We start from the raw sequence: 24,907 nt of genomic DNA on the forward strand, positions 1-24,907 counted from the left end.
GCGATAGAATAGACGTATCGTCACTCATTGCTATTGCTTAATACCACTTTGTCATTAACGGCATTATCCCATCACGTATTTGGTGATCATCGCCAAGCACACGAGTACGATTAAAGGTCGAATCAATTTACTGCCACCTTTGACCACCATATGAGAACCAAAATACGCGCCTACCGCTTGTCCAACCATCATCGCCAATCCTACCTTCCACAGAACGTTGCCGCCCAAGATAAAAAATATTAATGAGCCAATATTGGTAGATAGGTTCAACACTTTAGCAGCACCAGTTGCCTCAATAATCTGACGGCCACGTAATGCTACATTACCAAGCGCAAAGAACATTCCGGTCCCAGGTCCAATATAACCATCATAAAAACCAATCACAGGTGCCGCCACTTTTTGCCACATCCCTTCTGAGATGCGCGGTGTTGCTTCTACTTCTCCAAGCTTGGGGGCAAATAACGTATAAATCCCGATAGCAGCAATCAAAAATGGAATCAGTTTTTCAAGCAAATCTGGTGGTGACATTTGGACGGCAATAGTACCAATCACAGAACCGATAAAAGCGGCAATGATAGCGACTTTAATACGTTGAGGCTTAACCACCCCTTTTCTAATCATTGTAATAGAGGCGGCTAGCGCGCCAGAGGCAGCTTGTAACTTATTGGTACCAAGCGTCAAGACGGGTGGAATGTTAGCGAGTAACATGGCAGGTATGGTTAATAGACCGCCGCCACCAGCAATCGCATCGATAAAACCGGCTAGCACCGCCACAGCGGTAAGCATTAAGATAATCTCTAAAGAGAGGGATACGTCCATGACACTGACCTTCAAAACAGATAATAAAAACAGAGACAGCCCAAAAAATTCGGCTAAAAAAAATTGCTATTAGATAAGCAATGGCATTACTGATAGGTACTAGAGCGCTCACTGCGCTTTATACAACGTCAATCATTATAAGGATAAAACCATAAAAAAAACCAAAAACATAAAAAAGTCTGCTAAATTTGTCTCATTACTCATTAAATATTCGGAATAAACGGCTTTAACCTAAAAAGATTTAACGAGTTGCAACTACTTTGTCTGTCATATCCCCTTTATAATATCGTTATTATGAATATAGCAGGAAGCACTCATAACTTTTGGTTAGCGTATTCTGTTGTTTATATGAATAAGAGTATGAGAAACTACGCTTTTCTATCTGTGACGTTGAACCGCGTGACAGGATAGATATTTGAGGTTATTTAATACATTTGTACTTAGTAAATGAGGATGATATGGCAATACGAAGGATTAAGGCATTTTTTGAGTTTGAAGCGGCAGGCGGGATTGTTTTGGCATTGGCTGCCATTGCTGCAATGATCATTGCCAACTCCCCTCTGAGTGTTTGGTACGAAGGATTTATACACGCACCTGTCGCCATCCAGATAGGCGAATTCGGTATTGCCAAAGATGCACACCACTGGATCAACGATGGTCTGATGGCGATTTTCTTTTTCTTAGTTGGACTTGAGCTTAAACGTGAAGTTTTGATCGGCGAGCTGTCTAACGTCAAACAAATCATACTGCCAGCTGGTGCTGCTTTGGGCGGTATGATTTTCCCAGCCATTGTTTATTTGCTATTTAACTACCATGAGCCTGAGTTTTGGAAAGGATGGGCCATTCCAGCGGCGACTGATATTGCTTTTGCCCTTGGTATTTTGAGTCTTTTGGGCAGCCGCGTACCCAACTCTTTAAAAGTATTTTTGGTGTCTATTGCGATCTTTGATGACATTGGTGCCATCTTAATCATCGCGCTATTTTATACCAGTGAGTTGTCATTACAATCGTTAGCAGTAGCTGGTTTATGTCTGCCTGCTTTATACTTTTTGAATCGCCGTAACGTCACTAGAATCACGCCTTATTTGCTTATTGGTGTGATTATGTGGATTGCCGTACTCAAATCTGGCATTCACGCAACCTTGGCTGGGGTGGTTTTAGCACTCTTTATTCCAATGTTTGACCGCACCGATCCTGAGCACTCTCCACTTGAAGAGTTAGAACACGACTTACACAACACAGTCGCCTTTGGTATTTTGCCAATCTTTGCTTTTGCAAACTCTGGCATATCCCTCCAAGGTGCTGGTCTTGAGGAATTGTTCCATTCTGTTCCACTTGGTATTGCCGCAGGTCTGTTCATCGGAAAACAGTTAGGCGTTATGATCATGTGCTGGTTAATCTTTAAGCTTGGTATCTCAACCATGCCAAGAGGCATGAATTTTAAGCAAATCTACGGCGCCGCTTTGTTGTGCGGTGTTGGCTTTACGATGAGTTTGTTTATCGGTGGTCTGGCATTCGCAGGCGACACCACGATGTTCGATGAGCGCCTAGGAATTATCATGGGTTCAATCGTTTCTGGTATCGCAGGTTATCTCATGCTCAAATTTAGCTTAAAAGAGAATGTGAGTGGAACCTCTGTAGATTTAACCCGTCCACATTGATGACAGAATGAGCTACTCAAATGCCGTTTGGCAAATGGGTGGCTCATTTTTATTATCATCATATAAAAATGTCATACCAAATTGGTGCCATTACAGGAATAGATATTGATATCGTTGGCATTGTGAGAGATTTCATCATAAAGGCAATAGATAAATATGGATTCTACAGATTTCAGTGATAAAGCAAATCGTGCATCTGCCATCTCTTCAGAACAAAAGAGCTCGGCAGAACCTTATCAGCGTCATGGACGTACAACGGCTCTTGACGACCATAGCGATCTACAAGTTCTAAAACGCGTGAAACGCTATTTATTGCCGAAAAACTTTGTCATCTCGCACGATTTATTAGACGAGATGGTGGCTGGTTACGATATTGGTGATCCGCTCGCAGATGCACTAGCCGCTGATGGCATTCGCTTTGTTAAGCCATTACAACAGCACATTATCAGTAACAACAGCGACGATGTACTCAAAAACAATGCCAATTTTCGGGCATTGACAGAGCAATTTAGCTGCCATCCTGATTGGTTCGATCTCAAGCTTGCACACATTGGAGCAGTTGCTTACCGACGTTATCCCTTGATGTTGATTTGGCTATTGCGTAATGTTGCCCTGATGGCAGGCTATAGCATTCCTGCCCTCTCCCTTCCTCTGATTCAGACTGGTGCACTGATGCATGATGCGCTACCGCGGCTGATGCGTACCTACGCTTATATTTTAGCGGTCTCTGAGCATCCTCAATCAAACATGAGCGCGCACCCCAATCGTCCACCGATTGAGCAAGTACTGGCCATTGGTTCTGAAGGCTGGCGACAATCTATCACGGTTCGACAGATTCATACCTTGGTACGTCAAAACTTACTCAAAGGTAAACGCAATGCTGCCAACGGTATCATCACTGAAGCCGACCAGCACCACAATCCTGATGGCAGCTGGAATACAGCATATTGGGGCGTGCCGATTAATCAAACTGATATGATTGCCACCCATTTACAGTTTTCGCTATTAATTATGCGCGGACTACGGCTGCTTGGTGCCCGCATTAGTAAAGAGGAAGCGGCAGGTATTTTGCATCTGTGGAATTTGGCCAGCTATTGGATGGGCGTTGATTTGCAGCGCTTACCGAAAGATGAGGCGGCTTGCTGGGAGTGGTTGTATACGTATCTGTCGATTCAGCAGCTTGATTTTAAGATGGGACAGCCACTGGCAAAAGCCTTGCACGACTTACCACGTCAGCTCATGGGGGAAGACAACCGCCGAGGTCGCTTCGTTGAGATGGTCAATGCCAGCGTGACGCGTACTCTAGTCGGCGATGACATTGGTGACGGACTGGATTTACCAAAATCAAAAATACGGTTTGGTGTCCTGTCCTCAGTGCCTATCTTGTTTGCGCTTGATACCGCCCGCCAGCACAATCGCAGCATTGATAAAAAATTAGAAGCTTTTCGTGCCCAGCGTCAAGACAACATGAATTGGTGGCTAAAGAAAAACGATGACTACTATAAATAAGTACTGACGCAAAACATCGTTCATGAGGTCACTATTTCAACTTAAACTCAATGTCTTTCCAAGCGTCGTACTATGACAGACTATCCATTAATACGTTTACAAGCGTGTATTCTGGACATGATAATACCAATCAAGCTGCCGATCAAAGCCAGTTTCTAATAGGCTGGCGATGACACGCCCTGTCAAACCCCAAACGGTTTCTCCATCCACTTGCCAGCTTGGCGTAAGCAGGGTCGACGTCTGCTCTTGCATGGTGTATTCAACGGCATACTCGACAGTCGGCTGAGTGAGTAGCGACTCAAAATCTGCCCAAAATATGCGAGAGATTTCCCCAAGTTCGGGCACCAATACCAAATCGGGTGCAATCAATGCCACAATTGGCCGTACTGTCAGACCACTTTTGGAGGTTTGTATAGGCAGCTGACCGAGCAATTGCACCTTGCTTGGTGGTAGAGCGGTTTCTTCGCACGCTTCACGCAAAGCCGTGATGACATTATTGCCATCACCCTGATCGTGTTTACCGCCTACACAAGACACTTCACCAGCATGACTATTCATATGGGCAGCGCGGCGCGTGAGTAGCAATTTTGGATGACGCTCATGAGTGATCGCCACCAATACCGAGGCATCTGCAATCGGTGTCTGATATAGACTGTCTAAGACACGCGCACTATAAGAAGTGTTGTGATCGTTGTGGCGTATTGGATGATTGATGGCAGTGACGGTTTCTTGCTGTACGCGTTCGGCCAACTTTCTGAGTGTGGGATAGCGAATAAACGTTGGTACAGCCACGCTAAATTTATTAAAGACATCAAGATTGTTGGGTATGGTCATTATCAAATCCTATGGGTGGTCATCATCATATTATTTATGATGGTGCCTATCTCAGCATGCCAGTATAACCTGTCGATGGTGTGGCAGCTTTTCTTATTCATCAGCTTATCGCTATATACAATGATTGTGCCATGTTTATCAAAATACTACCCATGCCTATATAAGATACTCTCTTTTGATAAGTGCAACAGTGAGTATAAATGCCGATGCTTATTCTCATTGTGTACAGCCTTTGTTATATCGAGTGCCTATATATCTCGGTAATGTCCAAAATTTAGTGTTAATTCTTTGTCATTATGCCTGCTCTTTCATGTCTCTATGCCATATATCACCTGTTTTTGATCGACATGTTTTTATATGTCTATACCATTTTTGCACCGCCTTATTCAGTCTTGATTTAACTTATCGGTTAACACGACAACATTTTTAAATTGCCAAACCTCAACTTAGCCATATTCCAAAATAGGTGTCTGGACATTATGATGAGCTCCGACAGACTGTGATAAATATAGAATATCTACTTTGAGATATCAATTTTGACATATCCATATAAAAAGGACTTCACAGAGCCTTGTCATACAAACAATAAATTAACTATAAATAAGATAAAGGATACGAGTTATGACAGACCAAATCGACAGCATGATGCCACCTGCTGAATATATCAATGATAGTTACAAAGGCTCAGGCAAACTGGCTGACAAACGTGTTTTAATCACTGGCGGAGACAGTGGTATCGGACGTGCCGTTGCTTTTCATATGGCACGCGAAGGTGCCAAAGTCGCCATCCTTTATCATTCTGACGAAGAAAGCGCAAATGAGACGCGTGAGGGCATCGAAGCGGAAGGCGCAGACGCTCTAGTGTTGCAAGGTGATACGGCAGACAGTAACAGTTGTAAAGAAGCGGTAGAAGCGGTCGTGGCACAATGGGGCGGCATTGATGTATTAGTAAATAACGCTGGTATGCAAAAGCCGTATCATGATTTATCGGAAGTCAGCGATGAGGATTGGCAGCAGCACTTTGATGTCAATATGTCAGGAATGTTTTATGCGACCCGCGCCGCTCTTGAGCACATGAAAGAAGGCGACAGTATCATTAATACGACGTCCGTTAATGCGTATGTCGGCAATGATGTTTTGGTACCTTATACCGCGACCAAAGGCGCTATCGTCGGCTATACCCGCGCACTATCGCAACAACTCCTTAATCGCGGCATTCGTGTCAATCAGGTTGCACCAGGCCCTGTGGTGAGTGAGATTCAACTGGTATTTAAAGATTTTGATAAAGATATTTTAGAGTCGATGTCTTCACCAATGGGCCGTATGGGTCAGCCACGCGAGATGGGGCCTGCCTATGTATTTCTTGCTTGCCAAGACAGTAGCTTTGTGACGGGTCAAACGCTCCATATCAATGGAGGCATGATTACCAATGGCTGATATCAATGATGTGCTACATCCTCCGAGTATTGCTACCTATTGAACGGACAGCCTTACACATCGTCACTGGTTGCTCGCTGATGTTTTGTACCATGGGCTGAAACGGCCAATATTGCCTGTTTATGCTTCTGTAGCAGGCATTATTAGCATGCAGATGCTGAGCTCTGATCGTCATTGATAAGCTCCTATCCCTCACTTAAAAACCCTTGATAGAAATTGACAAACACTATCAGGGGGTTTTAGATAAAGTAGCCTAATATAATCCTGACGATGCTTAGTATAGGTAAGAATAAAACGCTTGGTACTATACGAAATACTGTTTATTGCGAAGAACTTTATATACAAAAGCAAACATCAGAATGGTCAAAAACCTTTTAAGATAAGTGGATACACGATATTTATAAAAAATAAGGCAGGTAATATGGGCTATTGTCTACAATGCGGTCATAAAGCAGAACGCAAAATACCACCCACAGATAATGTACCGCGTTTGGTATGTCCCAATTGCCACTATATTCATTATGAAAACCCAAAAGTAATCTGTGGCTCACTTGTGATTCATGAAAACCGAGTGCTTCTGTGTCGCCGTGCCATCGAACCACAATATGGACTTTGGACCTTGCCAGCCGGATTTATGGAAAATGGCGAAACCATGGCTGAAGGAGCGGCACGTGAGAGCTATGAAGAGGCAGAAGCAGTGGTTATCAACCCGCGCTTATACTGTCTGTATGACATCCCTGATATCGGTCAAATCTATAGTATCTATCTAACAGAGTTAAAAGACGGCGCGTATGGTATCGGCTCTGAGAGTCTTGACTGTGCGTTGTTTAAAGAAGAAGACATTCCATGGGATGAGATTGCTTTTGAAGCAGTACGTCGCACGCTAAACAGCTACTTTGAAGACCGTAAAACGTTCGATACATATGCTCAATTTCCGGTTCATCAAGACTATATAGGCAAAGATCAAAGTATTAAACGCTATTGACCTCGTACGATAAGCACAAAAGACCATACAAAAGTTGTTGGTAAAAACCATTGATAAGAATTATGCTAAGTCATTAGTATAGATCCTTATCAATGGTTTTTTATTGTCTGACGTTAACCGCTTCATCTGACTTGCGAGAATATCATGCTGACTTTGTTGCAACGTTCCTTATCGCTATTATCATTCACTCCTTTATTGCCACTGACCATCGCCATGACATTGCTCAGTACAACTAGTCATGCAAATGACACACCACTTACTGCCAAACAATCAGATCCACAGGCGCTTGGTTGGATGCAAGGTTTTCCGCCGCCCAATGACAAGCTGATAGCGCAGCCGTCCTCTGATTTTTTTAGTTTTCCAAAGCTACGTTGGACAGTTTGTCACATTCGTGAGCTGATGCCGACCACCGAAGTCAGTCGCGGTATCGGTGCACCCTCCAAACTCAACTATGAGCTGGATAAAAATATCGATGCCATTACCTTTACTCCCACTGGTAGTAATCGCTCGATGACATGGCAGGAATCATTGGACGCCAACTATACGGACGGCATTATGATCTTGCATCACGGTAAGGTGGTATATGAGCGTCAAAATGGCTGTCTCAATGAGCTTGGCCAACATGCTGCGATGTCGATGACCAAATCGATGACAGGGCTATTGGCAGAGATTCTCGTGACCGAAGGAAAGCTTGACGATGACGCATTGGTTGCTTCTATTATTCCTGAGTTAGCAGATAGCGGCTTTGGAGATGCAACCGTACGTCAAGTCATGGATATGACCACCGCACTGGACTATAGCGAAGACTATGCCGACCCCAATGCGGATATTTGGAAATATTCAGAAGCGGCCAGCCCACTACCGAAACCCAAAGATTATGACGGGCCTAATGGCTATTTTGAATACCTTCAAACGGTCAAGAAAAAAGGCGAGCATGGGAATGCCTTTAACTATCAAACCATTAACAGCGATACGCTGGGTTGGATCATTGCGCGTACCACTGGCAAAGCGGTCAATAACCTACTCTCTGAGCGCATCTGGCAAAAAATCGGCGCTGAACAGAGTGCCTATATGACGGTTGATGCCAAAGGTACGCCATTTGCAGGCGGTGGTATCAGTGCAGGCTTGCATGATATGGCACGCATTGGTAGCCTCATGCTGAATAAAGGCGAGATTAACGGTGAGCGTCTGTTTCCAGCAGCTGTAGTAGAGCATATCGAAGCTGGCGGCGACAAGGCTGCTTTTGCCAAGGCAAATTATAAACAACTCAAAAATGGCAGCTATAAAAGTATGTGGTGGTCATACGACAATCCTACACCTGTCTATTCGGCTCGCGGTGTCCATGGTCAAAGGATTTATATTGATCCAGCGGCTGACATGGTCATCGTCCGTTTTGCCTCGCATCCTGATGCCAGTAATAGCAAAAATGACCCGACTACCATTCCTGCTTTTAAAGCAGTCGCTAATTACTTAATAAAGAAGTAACAACTTAGAAGTAAACATCATAAAAAGTGAGTACCATAAAAAACCGCCGCTTTCATCATACATCGAAAGCGGCGGTTTTCTTATATAGGTCATTTACTTTATAGGAGCACAGTACTATTAGCTTTTAATTTTACACACATTAAAGCCCAATGCTTTTACCTGACTTTCTTTGTCATAAGGCGCTAGAACCGCACGTACATGCTCTTGTCCTTGCAAGTATTGTTTGGCAACACGCTGCAAATCAGCAACGGTCACGGACAAGATGGCCGCACGCATTTTGCGCTGCCAGTCTGCACCGCGACGATGCAAGTCAGCAAAACAGGCTTTGATTGCCTCCCCTGCAGGAGAGCCAGGTTTATCCATACCAGAGATAATACCAAGGATGGCCTCTTCTAACTGCTCATCCGTTTGCGGCTCGTTTAACAACCATTCGATACTGGCATCAAAATGGGCAAAGGTCTCAGCACACTGAGGATCACGATAACTGAAGAACTTAAAGGCACAGGCATTGGCATCATAGCCAGCACCGCCGCCATAAGCCCCGCCGCGCTCACGAATGGCACTGTGCAAATAGCCGTTTCGTAAGTAAGGCGCTAGTACCATCAACGCAGCAGTATCAGGATGATCGGCCGCAGGTACCGTATAAGCGCTGGCATTATGATAAACGTTGGTCGGAACCAACCATGCCAAATCTTCAACCGCTACTGATTCACCTTCAACATCATTTAGATGTAAGTCTGCAAACTCGCTTGGGACATTGTCATTAATACCGCGATCAGAGTTGGTTAATTTTTCTGCAAGCGCTGGTGCTTGGATGTCTTTCCAACTGTCGACAATTAAGTTACTCAACCGCTCAGTTTGCTCGGCTTCACAAATGATCACCGCATGTTTAGGTAAGCTAATCAAACGCTGATGCAAGTCCATCAAGCTGGTCGCAAGCTTATCCCATTGCGCATCGTCAGTACTCGCATGCGTTAAGAAATCTTTCAGTGCATTCAAGGCGGGAAGACCGCTGCGCACATACTCTAGCTGCGCTTGACGACTCATACCGCGACTGGCTATCTGCATGGCATACGAATGTCCGGAACCAGCAAGGTTTGATTGCCAGCTCGCTTGACGCTGCTGCAAAATCTCTTTGATACGGTCATGCTCACTAAAGACACTATGTTCCATGACTTCTTTGAGCAGATCAATCGCTTCAGGTTTACGATTCAGCGCACGCGTCGCGACCACAAAATAGCTGCTGATAGACTGGCTATCGGCAATGCCGGTACGTTGACTGATACGGGCAGTGACTCCTGAAGAATGCGCCGCTTGCTTGGCTTGCATGTCATGAGCACTGATCGAGTCGGTGCCAAGCTCTGACAATAAACTTAGATAAATAGGCAGCAATGGATGATTAATCACCTCATCTACTGGCAACTGGTCACTATTGACGCCACCAATGGCATCGGTCAATGGCACAATGACTTGATAATAGTAGATACCATTGGTACCTGCTTCATATTCAAATAAAGTGCTGTCTTGTCCACTCAAACGTACCGTTTTTTGCGTGCCTTGCTTAAAGCTGATGTCCGTTGGGACATCTTCTAGACCCACTTTTGGCAATAAGCTCAAATCATCCGGCGCTGCTTGGCGCGCAGCCAAATCGAGCGCTTGCTTATGCAAAATGTCTTTATCATCAGCCGTCAAATCCATCGCGATAGTGTCTAAACGGGTCTGCTCTGCAGCAGCCAGACGAGCCGTTTTTTCACTGTCTGGCGTCAAGGTGACACGCACACGGTGATTGTTGTCGAGCAAATGGGTTTTGATTAAATTGGGCAACCACGCTTTATCTTTCACCTGCTCACGTAACCATTGTAGATGCTCATCCACTTCCCAAACATCGATAGGGTTGCCATCGTGGATAGCGGTACTAAAGCCTTCTAGCATTAGGTTTAGACCATAAGGAACGCTATCACCACCGATATGACGTTGATCAATCTCTATCTGATGCAAAATGGTTTCGATGGTTTCATCATCGACTGGTTCGCTTGCAACTTTGGTCAGCAAATCTATGATGCCCTGCTCGACCGCTTCGGCATGCTCAGGGTTTGAGCCACGTAGACCGGTATAAAAGACCATTTCGTAATGACTGTCATCGAGTCCCAGTAATGGACTAGGTGCTTTGCCTAGAGGATGGCTGTCCAAATACGCACGCAGCGGTGAGCCTGAATGTTCAACCAACACCCCTTCTAATAAACGGAGCGCCAGACGCTGCTTTGGATCGGTAATAGACGGTAGCAGCCAAGCAACGACATGATGCGTTTGGTCTGGGCCTGCCTCATCAGCGGTATAAGTATCGGTGGCGCTAATTGGCGCAGACAAGCGCTGCTCTGGACGTGAGACATGCTTTTTGCCAGCTTCAAACTGAATCAACGCATCTTCATGAATCTTGGTCTGTGTCTCAGCCACTGGAATATTACCAAAGCTCATGATCACGCTGTTCGATGGATGATAATGGCTTTGATGAAACGCCACCAACTCAGGATGTGTCAAATCAGGAATATCAGCAGGATCACCGCCTGAATTGTAATGATACGTCGTCGTTGGGAATAAGTGATGAGCGACAGCATGATAAAGCTGATCAATCTCACCACTCATCGCCCCTTTCATCTCATTAAATACAATACCCTTAAAATGCGGTTTGTCCTCGCTATCCAACTCAACACGAATGCCTTCTTGAGCAAAATCAAGCGGATGAATATTGGGAAAAAATGACGCGTCAAGATAGACCGCAAGCAAATTGAAATAGTCGTTTTTGTTTTGCGTGGCATACGGATATGCCGTCCAATCAGCGGCAGTCATCGCATTCATAAAAGTATTGAGCGAGCGCTTAATCATCGAAAAGAACGGATCACGGACTGGGAATTTTTCAGAACCACATAAGGCGACATGCTCTAGGATGTGCGCCTCACCTTTTGAGTCCATGGGCTGGGTACGAAAGCCCACCAAAAAAGCGTTTTCATCACTTGGGTGTGCCAAATGATAATGCATTGCACCTGTTTTGACATGTTGACTGATCAACACATCCATCGAAAGCGCCTCAATATGGCGATGCTCAATCAGCTCAAACGCTGGATGCAGGGTCAGGTCAGCAGTGAATAGCGTGTCAGTCATAGTGTTCCTTATAGAGTGTTTTTACCTGAGTAAGTATCAGCGTGAGGTTCGAGTAAAAATTATGCATCTCTTACTTTACTTGAGTAAAAACCAATAATGAATAAAAATTACGAGTACAAGATAATGGCTACAAGATAAATCGTTTTATCTGTCATTGATATCAATCAGTACAAAAATTTTGGGTAATATTCGTATGTCATAGCGGTATATGTAATGGCACTGTTGCATCCATTAATAGGAATTTGCCTAACGGTATTAGATGGGGCTAAGCATTTAATAAGTCAAGGTACGCTCTAAAAGATAGGCCAGAAAGCCATAGGAAAGGTAGCTAGACCTTAAAATCTAAATATGTTTAGTGAATGTTCCTGATTTAATGATGTTACTTAACAGCGGGCATTAGTAGTGTTATAGTGAAAACCATCTGTCACAAGGAGCTGCTCATGAGTTACCAACATGTTTTATTGGTCACTGACTTAATGTCCGATGCTGATTTGGTTGCGCAAAAGGCCAAACGTATCCTCGCTGGCGCTCCCAATGCCAAATTGTCTGTGCTGCATATCGTTGAAGATGACATGGTGCGCTTCGGTTATGAGCTTGTCCCTTCGTCCAGCCTCACAGGCGACGTCGATGGCGAAAAGTGGCAAGAAGCACGTGCTAAGCTTGCGCGCTTTCTTGAGCGCAATGAGCTAGAAGCCGTTAACTCTGAGGTAACCGCTGCCATCTCTAACAGTAAGGGTATTGTTAATTACTGTCATAAAAAAGACGTTGATTTACTTATTATTGGACGTCATGAGCGCCATGGTATCGCCGCTTGGTTAGTGACTGCCACGGCAGATAGTATATTGCCAAATGTCCCTTGTGATAGCTTAGTGGTCAAGCTTAATAAGCCTGTAGAAAAATAATTGGTACTGCTCACTATGTAATTGAGTCTGTCATTTATAGATGCTGTCGCTTTGACATACTAAAGACAGTCAAGCTTTACTTCACAGCGCCTTGCCGTAGTGCTATAGTTATAATCATCTGTCACAAGGAGAAGCACATGAGTTACGAACATATATTATTGGTCACTGACTTGCTCTCTGATGCCGATATAGTCGCCCAAAAAGCCAAACGCATCGTGGAGAATCGTCCTAATGCCAAGTTATCGGTATTGCATATTGTGAAAGACACCATGGTTGGCTTCGGCTATGAACTGGTGCCAGCCTCAAGCTTATACGATCAGATTGATGATGAACGTTGCCAAGAAGCGCGTGCCAAGCTGGCACAGTTTTTGGATCGCAATGAGCTACACGACGTCAATTCTGAGGTGACCACGGCCATCTCTAACAGTGAAGGTATCGTCAATTATTGCCACAAACATGAAGTTGATCTATTGGTCATCGGTCGTCACAATCGACATGGCATTGCCGCATGGCTCAGCGGCGCTACCGCAGACAACATCCTGCCAAATGTGCCTTGCGATAGCTTGGTCGTAAGATTGGACAAACCAGTCAACGAATAACGTAAATCAGATAGGTTATTTTATAAAACGTCCCATAGCACATTTGCTTATGGGACGTTTTTTATTGCGGTTTCTTTGATATTGATGCCTCTGTCAAAATATCAATGAAGGTCTGCCAAATGGGACTTTGATGGCGGGCTTTGTGCCAGACCAGCCACCATGTCCGCGACAAATCAATGCCCGCCACTTTTACCTGTACCAACTTTCCTGAGGCCAGCTCGCTCTCAATCACATGCTGAGACAAACAGCCAAGACCGATATCTGCCATCACCATGTGCTTGATCGCTTCTGATTGTTGAATCGCCATGACAATCTCAGCATTGGGTAAATGCTTCAATAACTGCTCATCGATAATTTGCCGAGTGCCTGACCCTGCCTCACGTACCAATAACGGCAGCTGTGCCAATTGCTCCAGACTCAGCTCATAACACCCATTATCATCATTATATGACGCTAGCTCTATCAACCATTGACTATTACGCTTGGCAAAAACCTTTAAGGTATCCGTGCGCCAAGCACGTTGCTCAATGGTTTTCATGTCTGTCGGACGCGGTACGCCCTCCACTAGCGCAATATCAATATTTAACTGTTCAATCTCGCTGACTACTTCTTGGGTATTGGCAATATACATGTCCACATTGGCATCTGGTAGCGTCTCATAGAGCGTAGCAAGCAGCGACGGCAACACATAATTCCCAATCGTGGTACTTGTACCAATACGAATCTGGCCTGCTTGGTGCTTGTGATAATGCTCTAGCGTCAATGCTTGACCTAAGATTGCTTGCGCCTGTACATAAATGGGATGGGCATTAGGATGATGATTGAGCCTGCGACCAACACGCTCAAACAATGGCATTTGTAGCCTCGACTCCAATTCACTCAGAGCGCTACTGACCGCCGACTGTGATAAGTGTAACTCCTCACTAGCACGGCTGGTACTGCCCGTCTGATAAATACTGACAAAGACAGACAGCTGTTTGAGCGTGATTTTTGGTAATGTCTGAAGCGGTTTCTTCATTATTTCAATACTATATTAGTGGATGATACTCAGGAGCGGTGCATTATTTATTCTTCAGACGTGTAAGCAGATGGAGTCATTTCATTTTTTGAGCTGAATCAACTATAGCAAAATTAACACCATGACTGTATACGTTAACCTAAAAAACCGATAGTTTCTATCTTATTAATCTGTTTTTATTATAGATTGTCCTGTTTTATACTGACCAATCATAAGCTTATGCTTATTTTGATTATAGATGATAGGACAGTCAGTCATGCACGCTTTAGCACAAACCGTTGACCATTATTGCCCAACCAACCGCCATTTGGCAGGACTGGTGGTGGTATTGGTTGGCAGTTTGTTTTGTTTATGGCTCAATACCAGTCTCGATACTTGGACAGCAGGACGTGTGGTTGGACTGTCGTCTTTAACCTTGGCTATTTTGCTTGGTATGGTATTGGGCAATACCGTTTACCCTAGTGTATCTGATCGCTTGAGTGTGGGTGTGGCCTTCGCCAAAGGTCAGATACTGCGCCTTGCCATTATGTTTTATGGTTTTAAGCTGACTCTGACGCAAGTCTCAGGGGTGGGTATGCCTGCCATCATGATCGATGCTCTTGTATTGACATCCACCTTTCTACTCACGTATTGGCTCGGTACAAGATGGCTAAAGGTAGATAGACAGACCACATTACTGATTGGCTCGGGGGCAAGTATTTGCGGCGCAGCAGCAGTCATTGCCGCAGAACCCGTCATCAAAGCCGAAGCACATAAAGTCACTATCGCCGTGGCTACCGTCGTGGTCTTTGGTACGGTCGCTATGCTCCTCTACCCACTCTTGCATCACATAGGCTGGCTGCAACCTTGGCTCAGTACTGAGCAATACGGGATCTATACGGGCTCAACCATTCATGAAGTGGCACAAGTGGTGGTAGCAGGTAATGCTATCAGTACTGAGGTTGGCGATACGGCGGTCGTCACCAAGATGATACGGGTGATGATGCTAGCGCCTTTCTTGCTTATTTTGTCTTTTGCTTTAACCAAAAGTAAGAACGATGATACTGACCGTAATGAACGACTTTCTATCGTAAAACGCCTAAAAGAAGTTCAAGTCCCTTGGTTTGCGTTTATCTTTATCGCCATTGTCTTATTACATACATGGGTGCCAATGAGTACAGGTTTTGAGCGTAGTATGGTCATACTCGATGATGTGTTGCTCACGATGGCGATGTTTGCCCTTGGTCTGACCACCCATTTAAGCGCTATCAAGCAAGCTGGCATCAAGCCTCTTATTTTGGGTGCGACTATGTTTGTTTGGCTCATTATTGGTGGTGGGTTGATCAATGTTGCGGTCAGCTTAATGTATAGTCGATTCTAAATAAAATAGATTAACGCTGAATTGGAATAAATTTTTCTTGCTTACTGTGCCTTCGCAGACAGAGGCTGCGAAAAATTTATTCCAGCACGCTGTTTCATTTTGATATTGAACTTACTACATTAAATCACTGCGTCTGATCTATTTATCATTATCCAACATTTAAAATGCCTACGACCATCGCTATGGTTGTAGGCATTTTTGGTTCTGTGCGCTGTTAACGCTAAAGTGCAGACGAAAAAAAACGAACCCAAAGGTTCGTTTTTTAAACATCTATTTATCTACCTGTCTATAAAAGACAAATTAGATAGCAACGATGTTATGTGCTTGTGGGCCTTTTTGGCCTTGAGTTACAGTGAACTCAACTTCTTGGCCTTCAGCCAAAGTTTTGAAACCTGAACCAGTGATTTCGCTGTAATGAGCAAAAACGTCTGCGCCAGTTTCTGGAGCGATAAAACCAAAGCCTTTAGCTTCGTTGAACCACTTAACTGTACCTTTTTGAGTATCTGACATATTGATAATCCTACTTTTAAATTTATTAATGGTCTAGTGACCGATAACGCTTGCAAATAGCTACTGAACGATAAATATTAAAACGAAGGATTATAACTAATACTACGAGGTAATGATTTGGTGCAGAACTGCTCTTAAGCTTGGACGTATTATAAGGGGAACATTCTTGCATCGCAAGCCTTATCTCATATTTCGTGTAACTGACGCCCATTTATCACCGTTTTTACCTCTAATTGCAGCAATTTTAAGCGTTTGGCAAACGAAATAAATAGACTGCTACTCCACTACAAACGGCGGCTACCAGCCATGCGACCCATAGCATATCGGCAGGTAGACGATAAAACAACATACTCGTTGAGATGGTCATCATGATCGTTGCCAGCCATTTGGCATATAAAGGTACGGCATGATTGTTTTCCCAATCACGGACAAACTTACCAAAATACTTGTGATTGATGAGCCAAAAGTGAAAGCGCCTAGAGCTACGCGCCCAGCAGCCTGCTGCCAGCAATATAAAAGGAGCGGTCGGCATCACAGGTAATAGCGCACCAACAATCCCCAATACAAAAAATACCCAGCCCAATATTACAAATGTCCAACGCACCGCTGGACTTTTGGATTGATTGGTTTTTGGACGGTAGTAAAAAGCTTTTTTGTTAGCACTCATAATATTGGTGTCATTTGGCAATATACATAGTAGAAATTAAGTGGCTTTAAATTTTTAATAAAGAAGCGACCTATATAGGTCAATCAGCATGCAATATCGCTGAAAATGGTACAAGGTTATTTTTGCTTTTTTGTGTTTGTTATTTATCAATCGGATATTTTTTATTTGGCAAAAAAATATTGAGAGTTTCAGTAAAATTTTAGTAGAAGAATCATAAAAACTGGTGCATAATCGCCTTTCTAACGAACTATTGTTCTAGTCAATAGTTAATATGTTAAAGGTTGTGTTATTAGGTAACTTTCTATTTTTGTATAAGGTTAGATTCGTCAATCTTGGCATTTCATTGCTACTCCCTGTTTTTGTTTATCCTCCGTTTTCTTCTACTTTGTATCGTTACAAGGACATATATGGCCACATTGTTTAACCTATCATCCCTCAAAATGCTCACGCTACCTTTAGCAATCGCTGCTGTCACTATATTTAGTGGTTGTGCGACAACTGCTAGTCCAGAAGCACGCTTAACATATGACAAAACGCAGCAAAATCTAAAGTCTCAATCCGTTAGTGTCATCAGCGATGGTTGTCTAATTAGAGTAGAAATGGGTAAAAATGATGTCTTGTATGAACAATCCAACCTTACCTCACTTGCCATGATGGCAACTGTAGAAGAAGCGTTGAGTGAAAGATCTTTGAAAGTGTCTCGCACTACAGCACCGTTTGTGTGTGGTGCGCTCTCCAAAGAAGCGTTAGCAAAGATGGATATATTAGCTAATGCCAATGCAAAAGACGAACTCAATACGGCTTATCCATTACTGAGCTCTACGAACAACCTCAGTCAGGCAACCAATCAAAAATATCTGACATTGCTAGAAGCTTTTGCCCAAGATAAAAGAAAAGAAATCGATAAAGCAAAAGGCAATAGCGTCAATTTGGGTTTGGATAAAACCACATTAGAGACGCTCAAAGAAATCGAAGGCACCGATAAAGTGTTCGTATCCATGGTTACGGGCAGCAAACCATCATTTGGCTACTCTATGGCAATGGGTGTTACTACAGCAGTCGCGACTGGCGGCACTGGCTTTGCAACACCGCAGCAAGGGCAGTTTCATCACCTTTACTTGGTCGATCTGACGACCAATACCGTTGACTGGGCTAAATCGACTGCTTTTAATGGTCAAGTGTTCAAAATGCCTGTAAACGAGCGGTTGGCTTATAAAGGTATGCTTACCCCTTTATATGCTGAATAATTATTTTCAATTGACTGACTCTTTTTAAGATAAAAACCGTTCATAGTCTTGGCTATGAACAGTTTTTATTTATTGCTAACCTGTCAATGCTCTCATTTTTTATCAATGCTAGCTCGCATTCTTATTTTAATCATTTATTGTCAACTCACTGACTTACTCAAAGTCTTGCATTACCTCTCTTAAGTCATCTATGATGATAAAGCACTAATCCATCTTGTCGGGGTGCAATGATTTGACGCTGTAAACACAGCCGACGTCATCGCTGAGATAGACCCGTGAACCTGAAGCAGTTAGCACTGACGTAGGAAACAAGCGTGACACGTTTTAATAAATCTCCAAATGATGCGGTTATGTGATTATGCATCTGATTTTGAGATTTTACCTTTCTTGTTTTACCTAAACAGTATCAGTCTGATTGTTTCCCACCTAAAAAGGAAACAACGATGCAGCCAACCACCTCCCTTACCCTGACCCTCGAATGGTTCTTAAACCCTGATCACTTGCCCTTTATCGCTGGTGTGACCACGGGCGCGTACGAGCAAGCAGGGCTTGATATAAACATTATCGAACCAAATGACCATTATGATGGCTTTGCTGAATTGCAGAATCAAACAATCGATTTGCACGTCAATGAGCCTATCCATCTGTTTGAACATTACGCGCCTAATCTTCGTGCGCTGGGCTGCTTCTTTGAGACTGATGGCGGTATATTGATGCAGCAGTCCAGCATGGATAAGCTAAAAAACAATCAGCCGATTCGCATTTGTACCCCTGCTGCTGAGGAAAAAACCAATCGTATTGGCTTTGAGATATTAGCCCGCTATGCCAAGAAAAACGGCTTTAGCATCAGCCGTGATAATGTCACCTTTGTGCAAAAAGACTTTTATCATATAAAGAATTTACAACAAGACCCAAGCCTTGATGGTGCATGGTTGTGCTTTTATAACTTTGAAGGTGTTGAAGCGACTTCTGAGAGTATGGATTTTACATTTATCGATCAGCACCTCTCACCCTATCCTAACTTTTCAGCGTTAGAAATCCTCACAACTACTGAGATTTATAGCGCGAAAAAAGACGCGATAGACACCTTTATCCAAGTGACCAACCAGATGACTGAGCTGTGTAAAAACGATCCAGATGCTGCTCACCGTATTTATTATGACTACAGTAAAACCGAGGCCGATGCCTTGATGGATGCCATTATCGATAATACGCTGGGCAGATTGATCACGCCCATCAATCCCGATGCAGCTAAGTGGCAAGAACTTCGCGAGATGCTGGCAGAGATTGATATTGTGACCTTGACCGATGAGCAGTATCAGTCGCTGTGGGCGTTGTAGACATTTTATAAGTTAAGATATTTTGAACCATAAAAAACCGCCATAGTGTTTGCTGTGGCGGTTTTTTATGGTTAATAGAATGACAAGGTTATTACTGCACGATCCCAAGCTGCTTAGCTTCTTTTAGCCAGCTTGGGAACTCTTCTAGCATGTTTTCATACAAGGCTTCTTCGCTAATGTCATTTAAATCGTCGAGTTCAAAAAAGTCGCAATTATCAATTACGCGCCCTGTCATGTCGTCTAGTTTTTTCAGGATGCCATAACCGCGACCACCCAGTCCGACAAACTGCCAAAACATTGGCAGGTTTGCCGCTTCCGTCATGACTCTGGTGATGCCCCGATTGTCACTCACCCCGCCATCACTGATAAATAAAATATAAACGGGCACATCTAGGCCGTCCTTTTGATAAAACTCAGTCACGGCTTTCATGACTTCTGCTTCATTGTTGATGCGCGGGCCAAGTGCCCATTTACGCCAGCCACCATGAGCGTTGTCAATAAACCCTTCGTAGTTGCTCAACCCAATCTCACCCAAATATTGTGGGTCACGGGCAAACGCCCAGCAGTCTAGCGCTTGATCATCATCAAAGCTGACAGCCAATGGCAACAAGCGGTTGACTACCTCTTGTACACGACCTTGTTTATATTGTCTGTTCATTGAACCTGAGGCATCGAGCACAAGCGCCACTTTTGCGGTTAATTGCTGCAACTGGCGTTTTTCAAGCGAGATGGTGGCTTTTTTGGCAAGGTTAACCAGCTTGGGCGCTTTCTCTAGCATCACCTTTTCTAAAGGAACTTTTGAGGTATTAATTTTGGCTGGGGCAATGGTTTGTGCAGGCACAGTATCACTGTGATCTTCCGCTACATCACCGCCAAAGTGCTGCACGATTGCAGCAAGTCCACCATTAAACCCTTGCGCGACATTCGCTAAGCGCCAAACACCGCCCTTACGATAAATCTGCATCAGCATACTGGCTTGCTGCTGAGCAAAGTCGGCTACTTGATATTCTGCCTGCGCTTTTTGCGATTGCTGCCAAATACCAATATCTAGCGATTGAATTTGGTTGAGCGGAGTATCGGCTGATAATACAAAAAACAAGCTGTCTATATTCGCACCCAGTTTGGATAAATTAACTTCAAACTCGGCTTGAATGCCTTTATTCGCCGTTGGCTGCGACTCGTAATGGGTGAGCTTGATTTGCCCACAAGGTGAGGTTGGTTGATTATAAAACACCATGTAATCATCGTTGATCAGTTTGCCCGCTGCGTCTAAGGCAAAGCAGCTGATGTCCATCTCTATCGGACTTTGGCGCGTAAACTTGAGCGTGATGGGTGCGGTATCGTCAATAGCAAGGTTGTTTAAAGGTGTGCGTTGTCCGACGGTGAGATGGTTCATAGTATTCCTTACTCTAGAGTATTATTCTTTTAATAATAATATAGCGTAGTTGTAGACATAAAAATACCGCCATAGTACTTGCAGTGGTGGTTTCTTATTTTATTAATGATTAGAAATATTAATCCCAATCATGACTCGAAATACTGACGGATCTTAGTAATCCAATCAGGTATTTCATAACTATCATCTATAATATCTATATACCTTTTTGAAAACTCATACTTCACTCCTTCTTGTTTGAAGAAGTTGAGTAGTTTATCAGTCTCGCTAGTTTTAAGGTCTAACGCGGACCGTGAACATACTTCTTTCACATCTTCCATACTATGACTATCTAAAAATCCTAAATGTTCTGGATAATCATCTCTAAAAGTTACTAGTGTTTCAACAAACGCCTTTCCATTTAATACATCTTCTATAGTTGTTGATGGCGAAACATGACTAGAATTAATATTAACTAAATCGGTGATATAGTTACTCCCGCTAACTATCCTATTACATAAGAGATTACTCTCATTCGTAACTTCGTACTGGACTAGCTGACTGTCAGTATCAGATAATAGATATATTTTTCCTACCATTTCTCTCTTAAAGTCGTCATATGAAGCAAATAGATACTTATAAAGCCTTTTAATCTCACCTGCACCACCCACTGGTACGATACGTAGCTTATTATTAACAACTAAATCTTTAAAATACTCAGATAAATATATCTTCTCCGAACTGCCCTCACATATCAGCCAATTATATGGTTCCTCTGATGTTGTACTAGAAATTACTGACTGCACAAAGTCATTTAAACTTTTGAGTCTTACATCAAATGGCATAACTTTTCTAGAACCTTTGCTAATATGCTTAACTTGTTCTCGATAGTTTGCCAAATTAACTTGATCGAACTGGTGCGTCTCCGCACTTCTATTTATGAAAGTTGCACTACCACTTTCGACTGTAGGCAAAAAACCATACCAATGTGTTGAAAAAATCACCTGCATACACTCTCTGCTCATTTCATATAGTGTACTAAACTGATCGTAGCACGCAGATATGTGTAATGAAGACTCTGGCTCATCAATACCTATAATTAAGTTATCTCCACTAGCTCTATGGTTTATCAATAGCTTATAGGCTATATTAATTATAGCTTTTTGCTTTTCTCCTGAGCTTAAAGAATTAATATCTAACCAGTTAACACCTTTTTCTTTGTGTAGCTTTCTTATGCTGAAGAATGCTTGAATAATTAAATTATTCACATCTGATCTTCTTAGGTTTTGCTGTCTATCAGTAATTGTTCGATAGGAATAACCATCTAACTCTTGTGATATCTCATCCAAAAAGTCATTTAGGCTTTTATTAATATCTGTTATCTGCTTTTTAGTAACTCTTTGAGATAATATCTTTTCTAATGACTCTCCCATTAAAACTTGGACTTCCGTCGTCTCAAGTCTTGTAAATGACTCTGGATCAATTTCACGTGGAATGTAAATGTAATCAAACTTATCCTTAATAAAGCTCCATAATTTCATAAAAGTTTCTAACTCTTCATCAAGCTTATTCTTAGATGGTATATGAGGAGGAAGCACAATATCGGCTTTATGAAGTTTCTCATTATAGAAATCTTCAACTAACTTCCTATTATTGAAGAAACTTAAACTTACGCCACCTTTGTAATCAAGTCCGATAGGTAGAAAATAACAGTCGTTCAAATTATTATTAGTATTTTTAACTATAGATTGTAAATGATTATAAAAGTCTATTTGAGGTTGTGAAGTTAGATTATCAGTTGATATATTACGGACAGTATTATCAAGCGACCTAGCTACTTCCTGATACTCATCAGGTATATCAGTTTTCTTTAGAAGGAATATGGGTACGATTTCTGGATTAGTCGAGTTTAATCCACTCTTTTTAGTTGCTGTATTGAAGTTCCAGGACTTATCGTTAAAACAGGCATCGAGTGCTTCAAGTATAGAGCTTTTACCAATACCGTTATTACCTACCAAACCGCAGAACTGATCACTGTCAGTTAATGGTATATAGTTTCTCCCTTGGTAAGTTTTATAATATCTTAAAACTATGCCAATAATCATAAACTGTCCTTATACATAGATTTGTAAAACCAATACAGCTCTCTAATAACCTTGCCTCTGTGATATCAAAAATAAATATAGTATCACAAAATTTTTTAGATAATAGCACACAAATATTCAGTTGTATGATGAAACCGAATATTAGCTAGAGAACTAACCAGTAGACAATAAAAAACGCCATCACAATTGTGACAGCGCTATTTATTACTACAACCATTACTATGCCAATTACAACGCTTTCAACTGCTCCATCTGCGCCGTCATCGCGGTCAACTGCCCTTCTAACTCAACTAATAAACTCACCCCAACAACCACACCACCGCCACCCACGTAAACAGCAACATCCCAATATTGGCGTGAAAAAACGTTGGAATCACACTGTCTTTAATATGGTCATGCTGTCCATCAGCATTTAGACCAGCAGTAGCGCCAAGCGTGATCGTAGACGCTGGCGAACCCGCATCGCCTAACGCCGCCGCTGCACCAAGCATGGCAAGAGCCGCGAGTGGAGAGAACCCAAGCGCAAACGCAAGTGGGATATAAATAGGCGCTAAGATGGGGACAGACGCAAACGAATCGCCAAACCCAATAGTAATAAACAAGCCAACGACCAGCATCACCGCTGCACCAAACAGTTTATTGTCACCAAAGAATTGCGTCGCTGATGCCACGAGTGGGTCGATGTCGCCAGTGGCGGTCAGCAGTGCGCCAAAGCTCGATGCAATGGTAATGATGACGGCGATTTCTGCCATTAAGCGCACGCCTTGCGTAAACACATCGTCTTGCGCTTGCCAGCGATAAATACCTGAAAACCCAAGAATCATAAAACCGATCATCGCGCCAATAAACAGCGAATCAAAATAAATTTGGAACAATAACACCGTGACCACTGCCAGCGCTGTAAATAGCAGCGGCTGTAAACCAATCTCGATTTTTTCGTCAGTAGCGATCATATCAGTATTTTCTGTTTCTGCTTTCGTCACTTTTATATAATCACGCGGTTTACGATACGTGATGAATACCGCAAACAGCATACCAGCGAGTAGCCCCATTACTGGGAAGAACATCGCTTTGGGCGCCATGCTGGCAGTCGCTGCATACCCAGACGCTGCGCCAACGCTATTAAAATTCTCTAATAAGATTTCATTCAGATAAATTGCGCCAAACCCAAACGGCAGCAGCAGATAAGACGCGCTAATACCACAAGCCAGAATACAAGCAACGGCACGGCGATCGAGTCGTAAGCGGTTCATGAGACCAAGCAGCGGCGGTATCAGCACAGGGATAAAGGCAATGTGTACGGGTATTAAGTTTTGTGAGAGCAATGAGGCCACAATAAATAGGGCAAACAGCATCCATTTGACCTGCTGTCGTACATGAGCACCTTCACGATTAAGACTACTCGCCATCTTTTGTGCGACCCAATCCAGGATGCCACTTCTCGCCAGCGCCACGGCAAACGCGCCAACCATGATGTATGTCATCCCGACTTGTGCGCCGCTCAGCAAGTTATCATTTAACACCTGTAAGATGTCTGGCATTGTCATTCTTGCATGCAAACCGCCAAGCAAAGCCGCCGATACTAAGGAGACGGCCACAGGGATTTTGATCAGACAAAACACCACCATCAACGTAATAGCCAGCACCACAGCATTGACTGGAATCGCAAACAGCCACAACGCGCCATAGATAGCAGCCAAGCCGATTAGGACAGGCAATGCGCGGTTAAGAAAAAAAGTATCCTGACGATAAGCAGATAACATGACATTCCTTAAAATGTTATTTCAAATAGAGGGGCTTAATTTAGCGAGCTTAAAAATTTAAGAAGTTATGAGCGATAGATATATTGCCATACAGACAATAAAAAACGCCATCACAATTGTGACAGCGCTTTT

Annotated in this window: 19 protein-coding genes and 1 riboswitch; of the genes, 10 read left to right on the forward strand and 9 right to left on the reverse strand. The window is 43.2% G+C overall.

Going from position 1 to position 24,907, the window contains the following annotated elements:
- Nucleotides 1-63: 63 nt before the first annotated feature.
- The gene (locus tag A3K91_RS11855) at nucleotides 64-819 is read right to left on the reverse strand and encodes a TSUP family transporter (RefSeq protein WP_062845449.1); all 756 of its coding nucleotides are present in this window, start codon (nucleotides 817-819) and stop codon (nucleotides 64-66) included.
- A gap of 458 nt (nucleotides 820-1,277) precedes the next feature.
- Between A3K91_RS11855 and nhaA the strand changes: the two genes are divergently transcribed.
- Together nhaA and A3K91_RS11865 are read left to right on the forward strand one after the other, a co-directional pair.
- Nucleotides 1,278-2,480, forward strand: a complete 1,203-nt coding sequence (nhaA, locus tag A3K91_RS11860) for a Na+/H+ antiporter NhaA (RefSeq protein WP_062845450.1) — start codon at nucleotides 1,278-1,280, stop codon at nucleotides 2,478-2,480.
- A gap of 156 nt (nucleotides 2,481-2,636) precedes the next feature.
- The gene (locus A3K91_RS11865) at nucleotides 2,637-3,989 is read left to right on the forward strand and encodes an oxygenase MpaB family protein (protein WP_062845451.1); all 1,353 of its coding nucleotides are present in this window, start codon (nucleotides 2,637-2,639) and stop codon (nucleotides 3,987-3,989) included.
- A gap of 96 nt (nucleotides 3,990-4,085) precedes the next feature.
- Here A3K91_RS11865 and A3K91_RS11870 read toward each other — a convergent pair whose 3' ends face one another.
- Nucleotides 4,086-4,823 carry an NUDIX hydrolase gene (locus A3K91_RS11870; RefSeq protein WP_062845452.1) on the reverse strand — a complete coding sequence of 246 codons (738 nt, stop codon included), beginning with the start codon at nucleotides 4,821-4,823 and terminating at the stop codon, nucleotides 4,086-4,088.
- A gap of 621 nt (nucleotides 4,824-5,444) precedes the next feature.
- Between A3K91_RS11870 and A3K91_RS11875 the strand changes: the two genes are divergently transcribed.
- The 3 genes from A3K91_RS11875 (at nucleotide 5,445) to A3K91_RS11885 (ending at nucleotide 8,730) form a co-directional block, all read left to right on the forward strand.
- On the forward strand, nucleotides 5,445-6,260 hold the full coding sequence (locus tag A3K91_RS11875; protein WP_062845453.1) for an SDR family oxidoreductase: 816 nt from the start codon (nucleotides 5,445-5,447) through the stop codon (nucleotides 6,258-6,260).
- Nucleotides 6,261-6,681: 421 nt separating this feature from the next.
- Nucleotides 6,682-7,245 carry an NUDIX hydrolase gene (locus A3K91_RS11880; RefSeq protein ID WP_062845454.1) on the forward strand — a complete coding sequence of 188 codons (564 nt, stop codon included), beginning with the start codon at nucleotides 6,682-6,684 and terminating at the stop codon, nucleotides 7,243-7,245.
- A gap of 144 nt (nucleotides 7,246-7,389) precedes the next feature.
- Nucleotides 7,390-8,730: a serine hydrolase domain-containing protein gene (locus A3K91_RS11885; protein WP_062845455.1), complete on the forward strand. Its 1,341-nt coding sequence runs from the start codon at nucleotides 7,390-7,392 to the stop codon at nucleotides 8,728-8,730.
- Between the two features lie 117 nt (nucleotides 8,731-8,847).
- Here the strand turns inward: A3K91_RS11885 and A3K91_RS11890 are convergent, their stop codons facing one another.
- Entirely contained in the window at nucleotides 8,848-11,889 is a 3,042-nt protein-coding gene (locus A3K91_RS11890) for an insulinase family protein (RefSeq protein ID WP_062845456.1), read from the reverse strand.
- Nucleotides 11,890-12,329: 440 nt separating this feature from the next.
- Here A3K91_RS11890 and A3K91_RS11895 point away from each other — a divergent pair, with 440 nt between their 5' ends.
- The gene (locus A3K91_RS11895) at nucleotides 12,330-12,791 is read left to right on the forward strand and encodes a universal stress protein (protein WP_062845457.1); all 462 of its coding nucleotides are present in this window, start codon (nucleotides 12,330-12,332) and stop codon (nucleotides 12,789-12,791) included.
- Nucleotides 12,792-12,928: 137 nt separating this feature from the next.
- On the forward strand, nucleotides 12,929-13,390 hold the full coding sequence (locus A3K91_RS11900; RefSeq protein WP_062845458.1) for a universal stress protein: 462 nt from the start codon (nucleotides 12,929-12,931) through the stop codon (nucleotides 13,388-13,390).
- Between the two features lie 61 nt (nucleotides 13,391-13,451).
- Here the strand turns inward: A3K91_RS11900 and A3K91_RS11905 are convergent, their stop codons facing one another.
- Nucleotides 13,452-14,408 carry a LysR substrate-binding domain-containing protein gene (locus A3K91_RS11905; RefSeq protein ID WP_062845459.1) on the reverse strand — a complete coding sequence of 319 codons (957 nt, stop codon included), beginning with the start codon at nucleotides 14,406-14,408 and terminating at the stop codon, nucleotides 13,452-13,454.
- 256 nt (nucleotides 14,409-14,664) lie between these two features.
- Between A3K91_RS11905 and A3K91_RS11910 the strand changes: the two genes are divergently transcribed.
- Entirely contained in the window at nucleotides 14,665-15,768 is a 1,104-nt protein-coding gene (locus tag A3K91_RS11910) for a YeiH family protein (RefSeq protein WP_062845460.1), read from the forward strand.
- Nucleotides 15,769-16,068: 300 nt separating this feature from the next.
- On the opposite strand, the gene A3K91_RS11915 is transcribed toward A3K91_RS11910, so the two are convergent.
- Nucleotides 16,069-16,278, reverse strand: a complete 210-nt coding sequence (locus A3K91_RS11915; RefSeq protein WP_010201661.1) for a cold-shock protein — start codon at nucleotides 16,276-16,278, stop codon at nucleotides 16,069-16,071.
- A 244-nt stretch (nucleotides 16,279-16,522) separates the two neighbouring features.
- A complete protein-coding gene (locus tag A3K91_RS11920; protein ID WP_062845461.1) occupies nucleotides 16,523-16,945 on the reverse strand; it encodes a YbaN family protein in 423 nt (140 codons plus the stop codon).
- A 407-nt stretch (nucleotides 16,946-17,352) separates the two neighbouring features.
- Between A3K91_RS11920 and A3K91_RS11925 the strand changes: the two genes are divergently transcribed.
- Nucleotides 17,353-18,192, forward strand: coding sequence for a hypothetical protein (locus A3K91_RS11925; protein WP_062845462.1), 840 nt, complete (start codon nucleotides 17,353-17,355; stop codon nucleotides 18,190-18,192).
- A gap of 208 nt (nucleotides 18,193-18,400) precedes the next feature.
- Nucleotides 18,401-18,517, forward strand: a riboswitch (TPP riboswitch).
- A gap of 118 nt (nucleotides 18,518-18,635) precedes the next feature.
- Nucleotides 18,636-19,532: an ABC transporter substrate-binding protein gene (locus tag A3K91_RS11930; protein WP_062845463.1), complete on the forward strand. Its 897-nt coding sequence runs from the start codon at nucleotides 18,636-18,638 to the stop codon at nucleotides 19,530-19,532.
- Nucleotides 19,533-19,623: 91 nt separating this feature from the next.
- On the opposite strand, the gene A3K91_RS11935 is transcribed toward A3K91_RS11930, so the two are convergent.
- From A3K91_RS11935 to A3K91_RS11945, 3 genes are all read right to left on the reverse strand, one after another.
- Nucleotides 19,624-20,928, reverse strand: coding sequence for a VWA domain-containing protein (locus A3K91_RS11935; protein WP_062845464.1), 1,305 nt, complete (start codon nucleotides 20,926-20,928; stop codon nucleotides 19,624-19,626).
- Nucleotides 20,929-21,056: 128 nt separating this feature from the next.
- Nucleotides 21,057-23,012, reverse strand: a complete 1,956-nt coding sequence (locus A3K91_RS11940; protein ID WP_062845465.1) for an AAA family ATPase — start codon at nucleotides 23,010-23,012, stop codon at nucleotides 21,057-21,059.
- A gap of 299 nt (nucleotides 23,013-23,311) precedes the next feature.
- The gene (locus A3K91_RS11945; protein ID WP_084387348.1) at nucleotides 23,312-24,775 is read right to left on the reverse strand and encodes a Na+/H+ antiporter NhaC family protein; all 1,464 of its coding nucleotides are present in this window, start codon (nucleotides 24,773-24,775) and stop codon (nucleotides 23,312-23,314) included.
- Between the last annotated feature and the right edge of the window lie 132 nt (nucleotides 24,776-24,907).

It is taken from the genome of Psychrobacter alimentarius, from assembly GCF_001606025.1.
GTDB lineage: Bacteria > Pseudomonadota > Gammaproteobacteria > Pseudomonadales > Moraxellaceae > Psychrobacter > Psychrobacter alimentarius.

Bases quoted from the DNA above. Each gene is read 5' to 3' on its own strand.
- A3K91_RS11855 (WP_062845449.1), bottom strand. From the start codon at position 819: ATGGACGTATCCCTCTCTTTAGAGATTATCTTAATGCTTACCGCTGTG.
- nhaA (WP_062845450.1), top strand. From the start codon at position 1,278: ATGGCAATACGAAGGATTAAGGCATTTTTTGAGTTTGAAGCGGCAGGC.
- A3K91_RS11865 (WP_062845451.1), top strand. From the start codon at position 2,637: ATGGATTCTACAGATTTCAGTGATAAAGCAAATCGTGCATCTGCCATC.
- A3K91_RS11870 (WP_062845452.1), bottom strand. From the start codon at position 4,823: ATGACCATACCCAACAATCTTGATGTCTTTAATAAATTTAGCGTGGCT.
- A3K91_RS11875 (WP_062845453.1), top strand. From the start codon at position 5,445: ATGACAGACCAAATCGACAGCATGATGCCACCTGCTGAATATATCAAT.
- A3K91_RS11880 (WP_062845454.1), top strand. From the start codon at position 6,682: ATGGGCTATTGTCTACAATGCGGTCATAAAGCAGAACGCAAAATACCA.
- A3K91_RS11885 (WP_062845455.1), top strand. From the start codon at position 7,390: ATGCTGACTTTGTTGCAACGTTCCTTATCGCTATTATCATTCACTCCT.
- A3K91_RS11890 (WP_062845456.1), bottom strand. From the start codon at position 11,889: ATGACTGACACGCTATTCACTGCTGACCTGACCCTGCATCCAGCGTTT.
- A3K91_RS11895 (WP_062845457.1), top strand. From the start codon at position 12,330: ATGAGTTACCAACATGTTTTATTGGTCACTGACTTAATGTCCGATGCT.
- A3K91_RS11900 (WP_062845458.1), top strand. From the start codon at position 12,929: ATGAGTTACGAACATATATTATTGGTCACTGACTTGCTCTCTGATGCC.
- A3K91_RS11905 (WP_062845459.1), bottom strand. From the start codon at position 14,408: ATGAAGAAACCGCTTCAGACATTACCAAAAATCACGCTCAAACAGCTG.
- A3K91_RS11910 (WP_062845460.1), top strand. From the start codon at position 14,665: ATGCACGCTTTAGCACAAACCGTTGACCATTATTGCCCAACCAACCGC.
- A3K91_RS11915 (WP_010201661.1), bottom strand. From the start codon at position 16,278: ATGTCAGATACTCAAAAAGGTACAGTTAAGTGGTTCAACGAAGCTAAA.
- A3K91_RS11920 (WP_062845461.1), bottom strand. From the start codon at position 16,945: ATGAGTGCTAACAAAAAAGCTTTTTACTACCGTCCAAAAACCAATCAA.
- A3K91_RS11925 (WP_062845462.1), top strand. From the start codon at position 17,353: ATGGCCACATTGTTTAACCTATCATCCCTCAAAATGCTCACGCTACCT.
- A3K91_RS11930 (WP_062845463.1), top strand. From the start codon at position 18,636: ATGCAGCCAACCACCTCCCTTACCCTGACCCTCGAATGGTTCTTAAAC.
- A3K91_RS11935 (WP_062845464.1), bottom strand. From the start codon at position 20,928: ATGAACCATCTCACCGTCGGACAACGCACACCTTTAAACAACCTTGCT.
- A3K91_RS11940 (WP_062845465.1), bottom strand. From the start codon at position 23,012: ATGATTATTGGCATAGTTTTAAGATATTATAAAACTTACCAAGGGAGA.
- A3K91_RS11945 (WP_084387348.1), bottom strand. From the start codon at position 24,775: ATGTTATCTGCTTATCGTCAGGATACTTTTTTTCTTAACCGCGCATTG.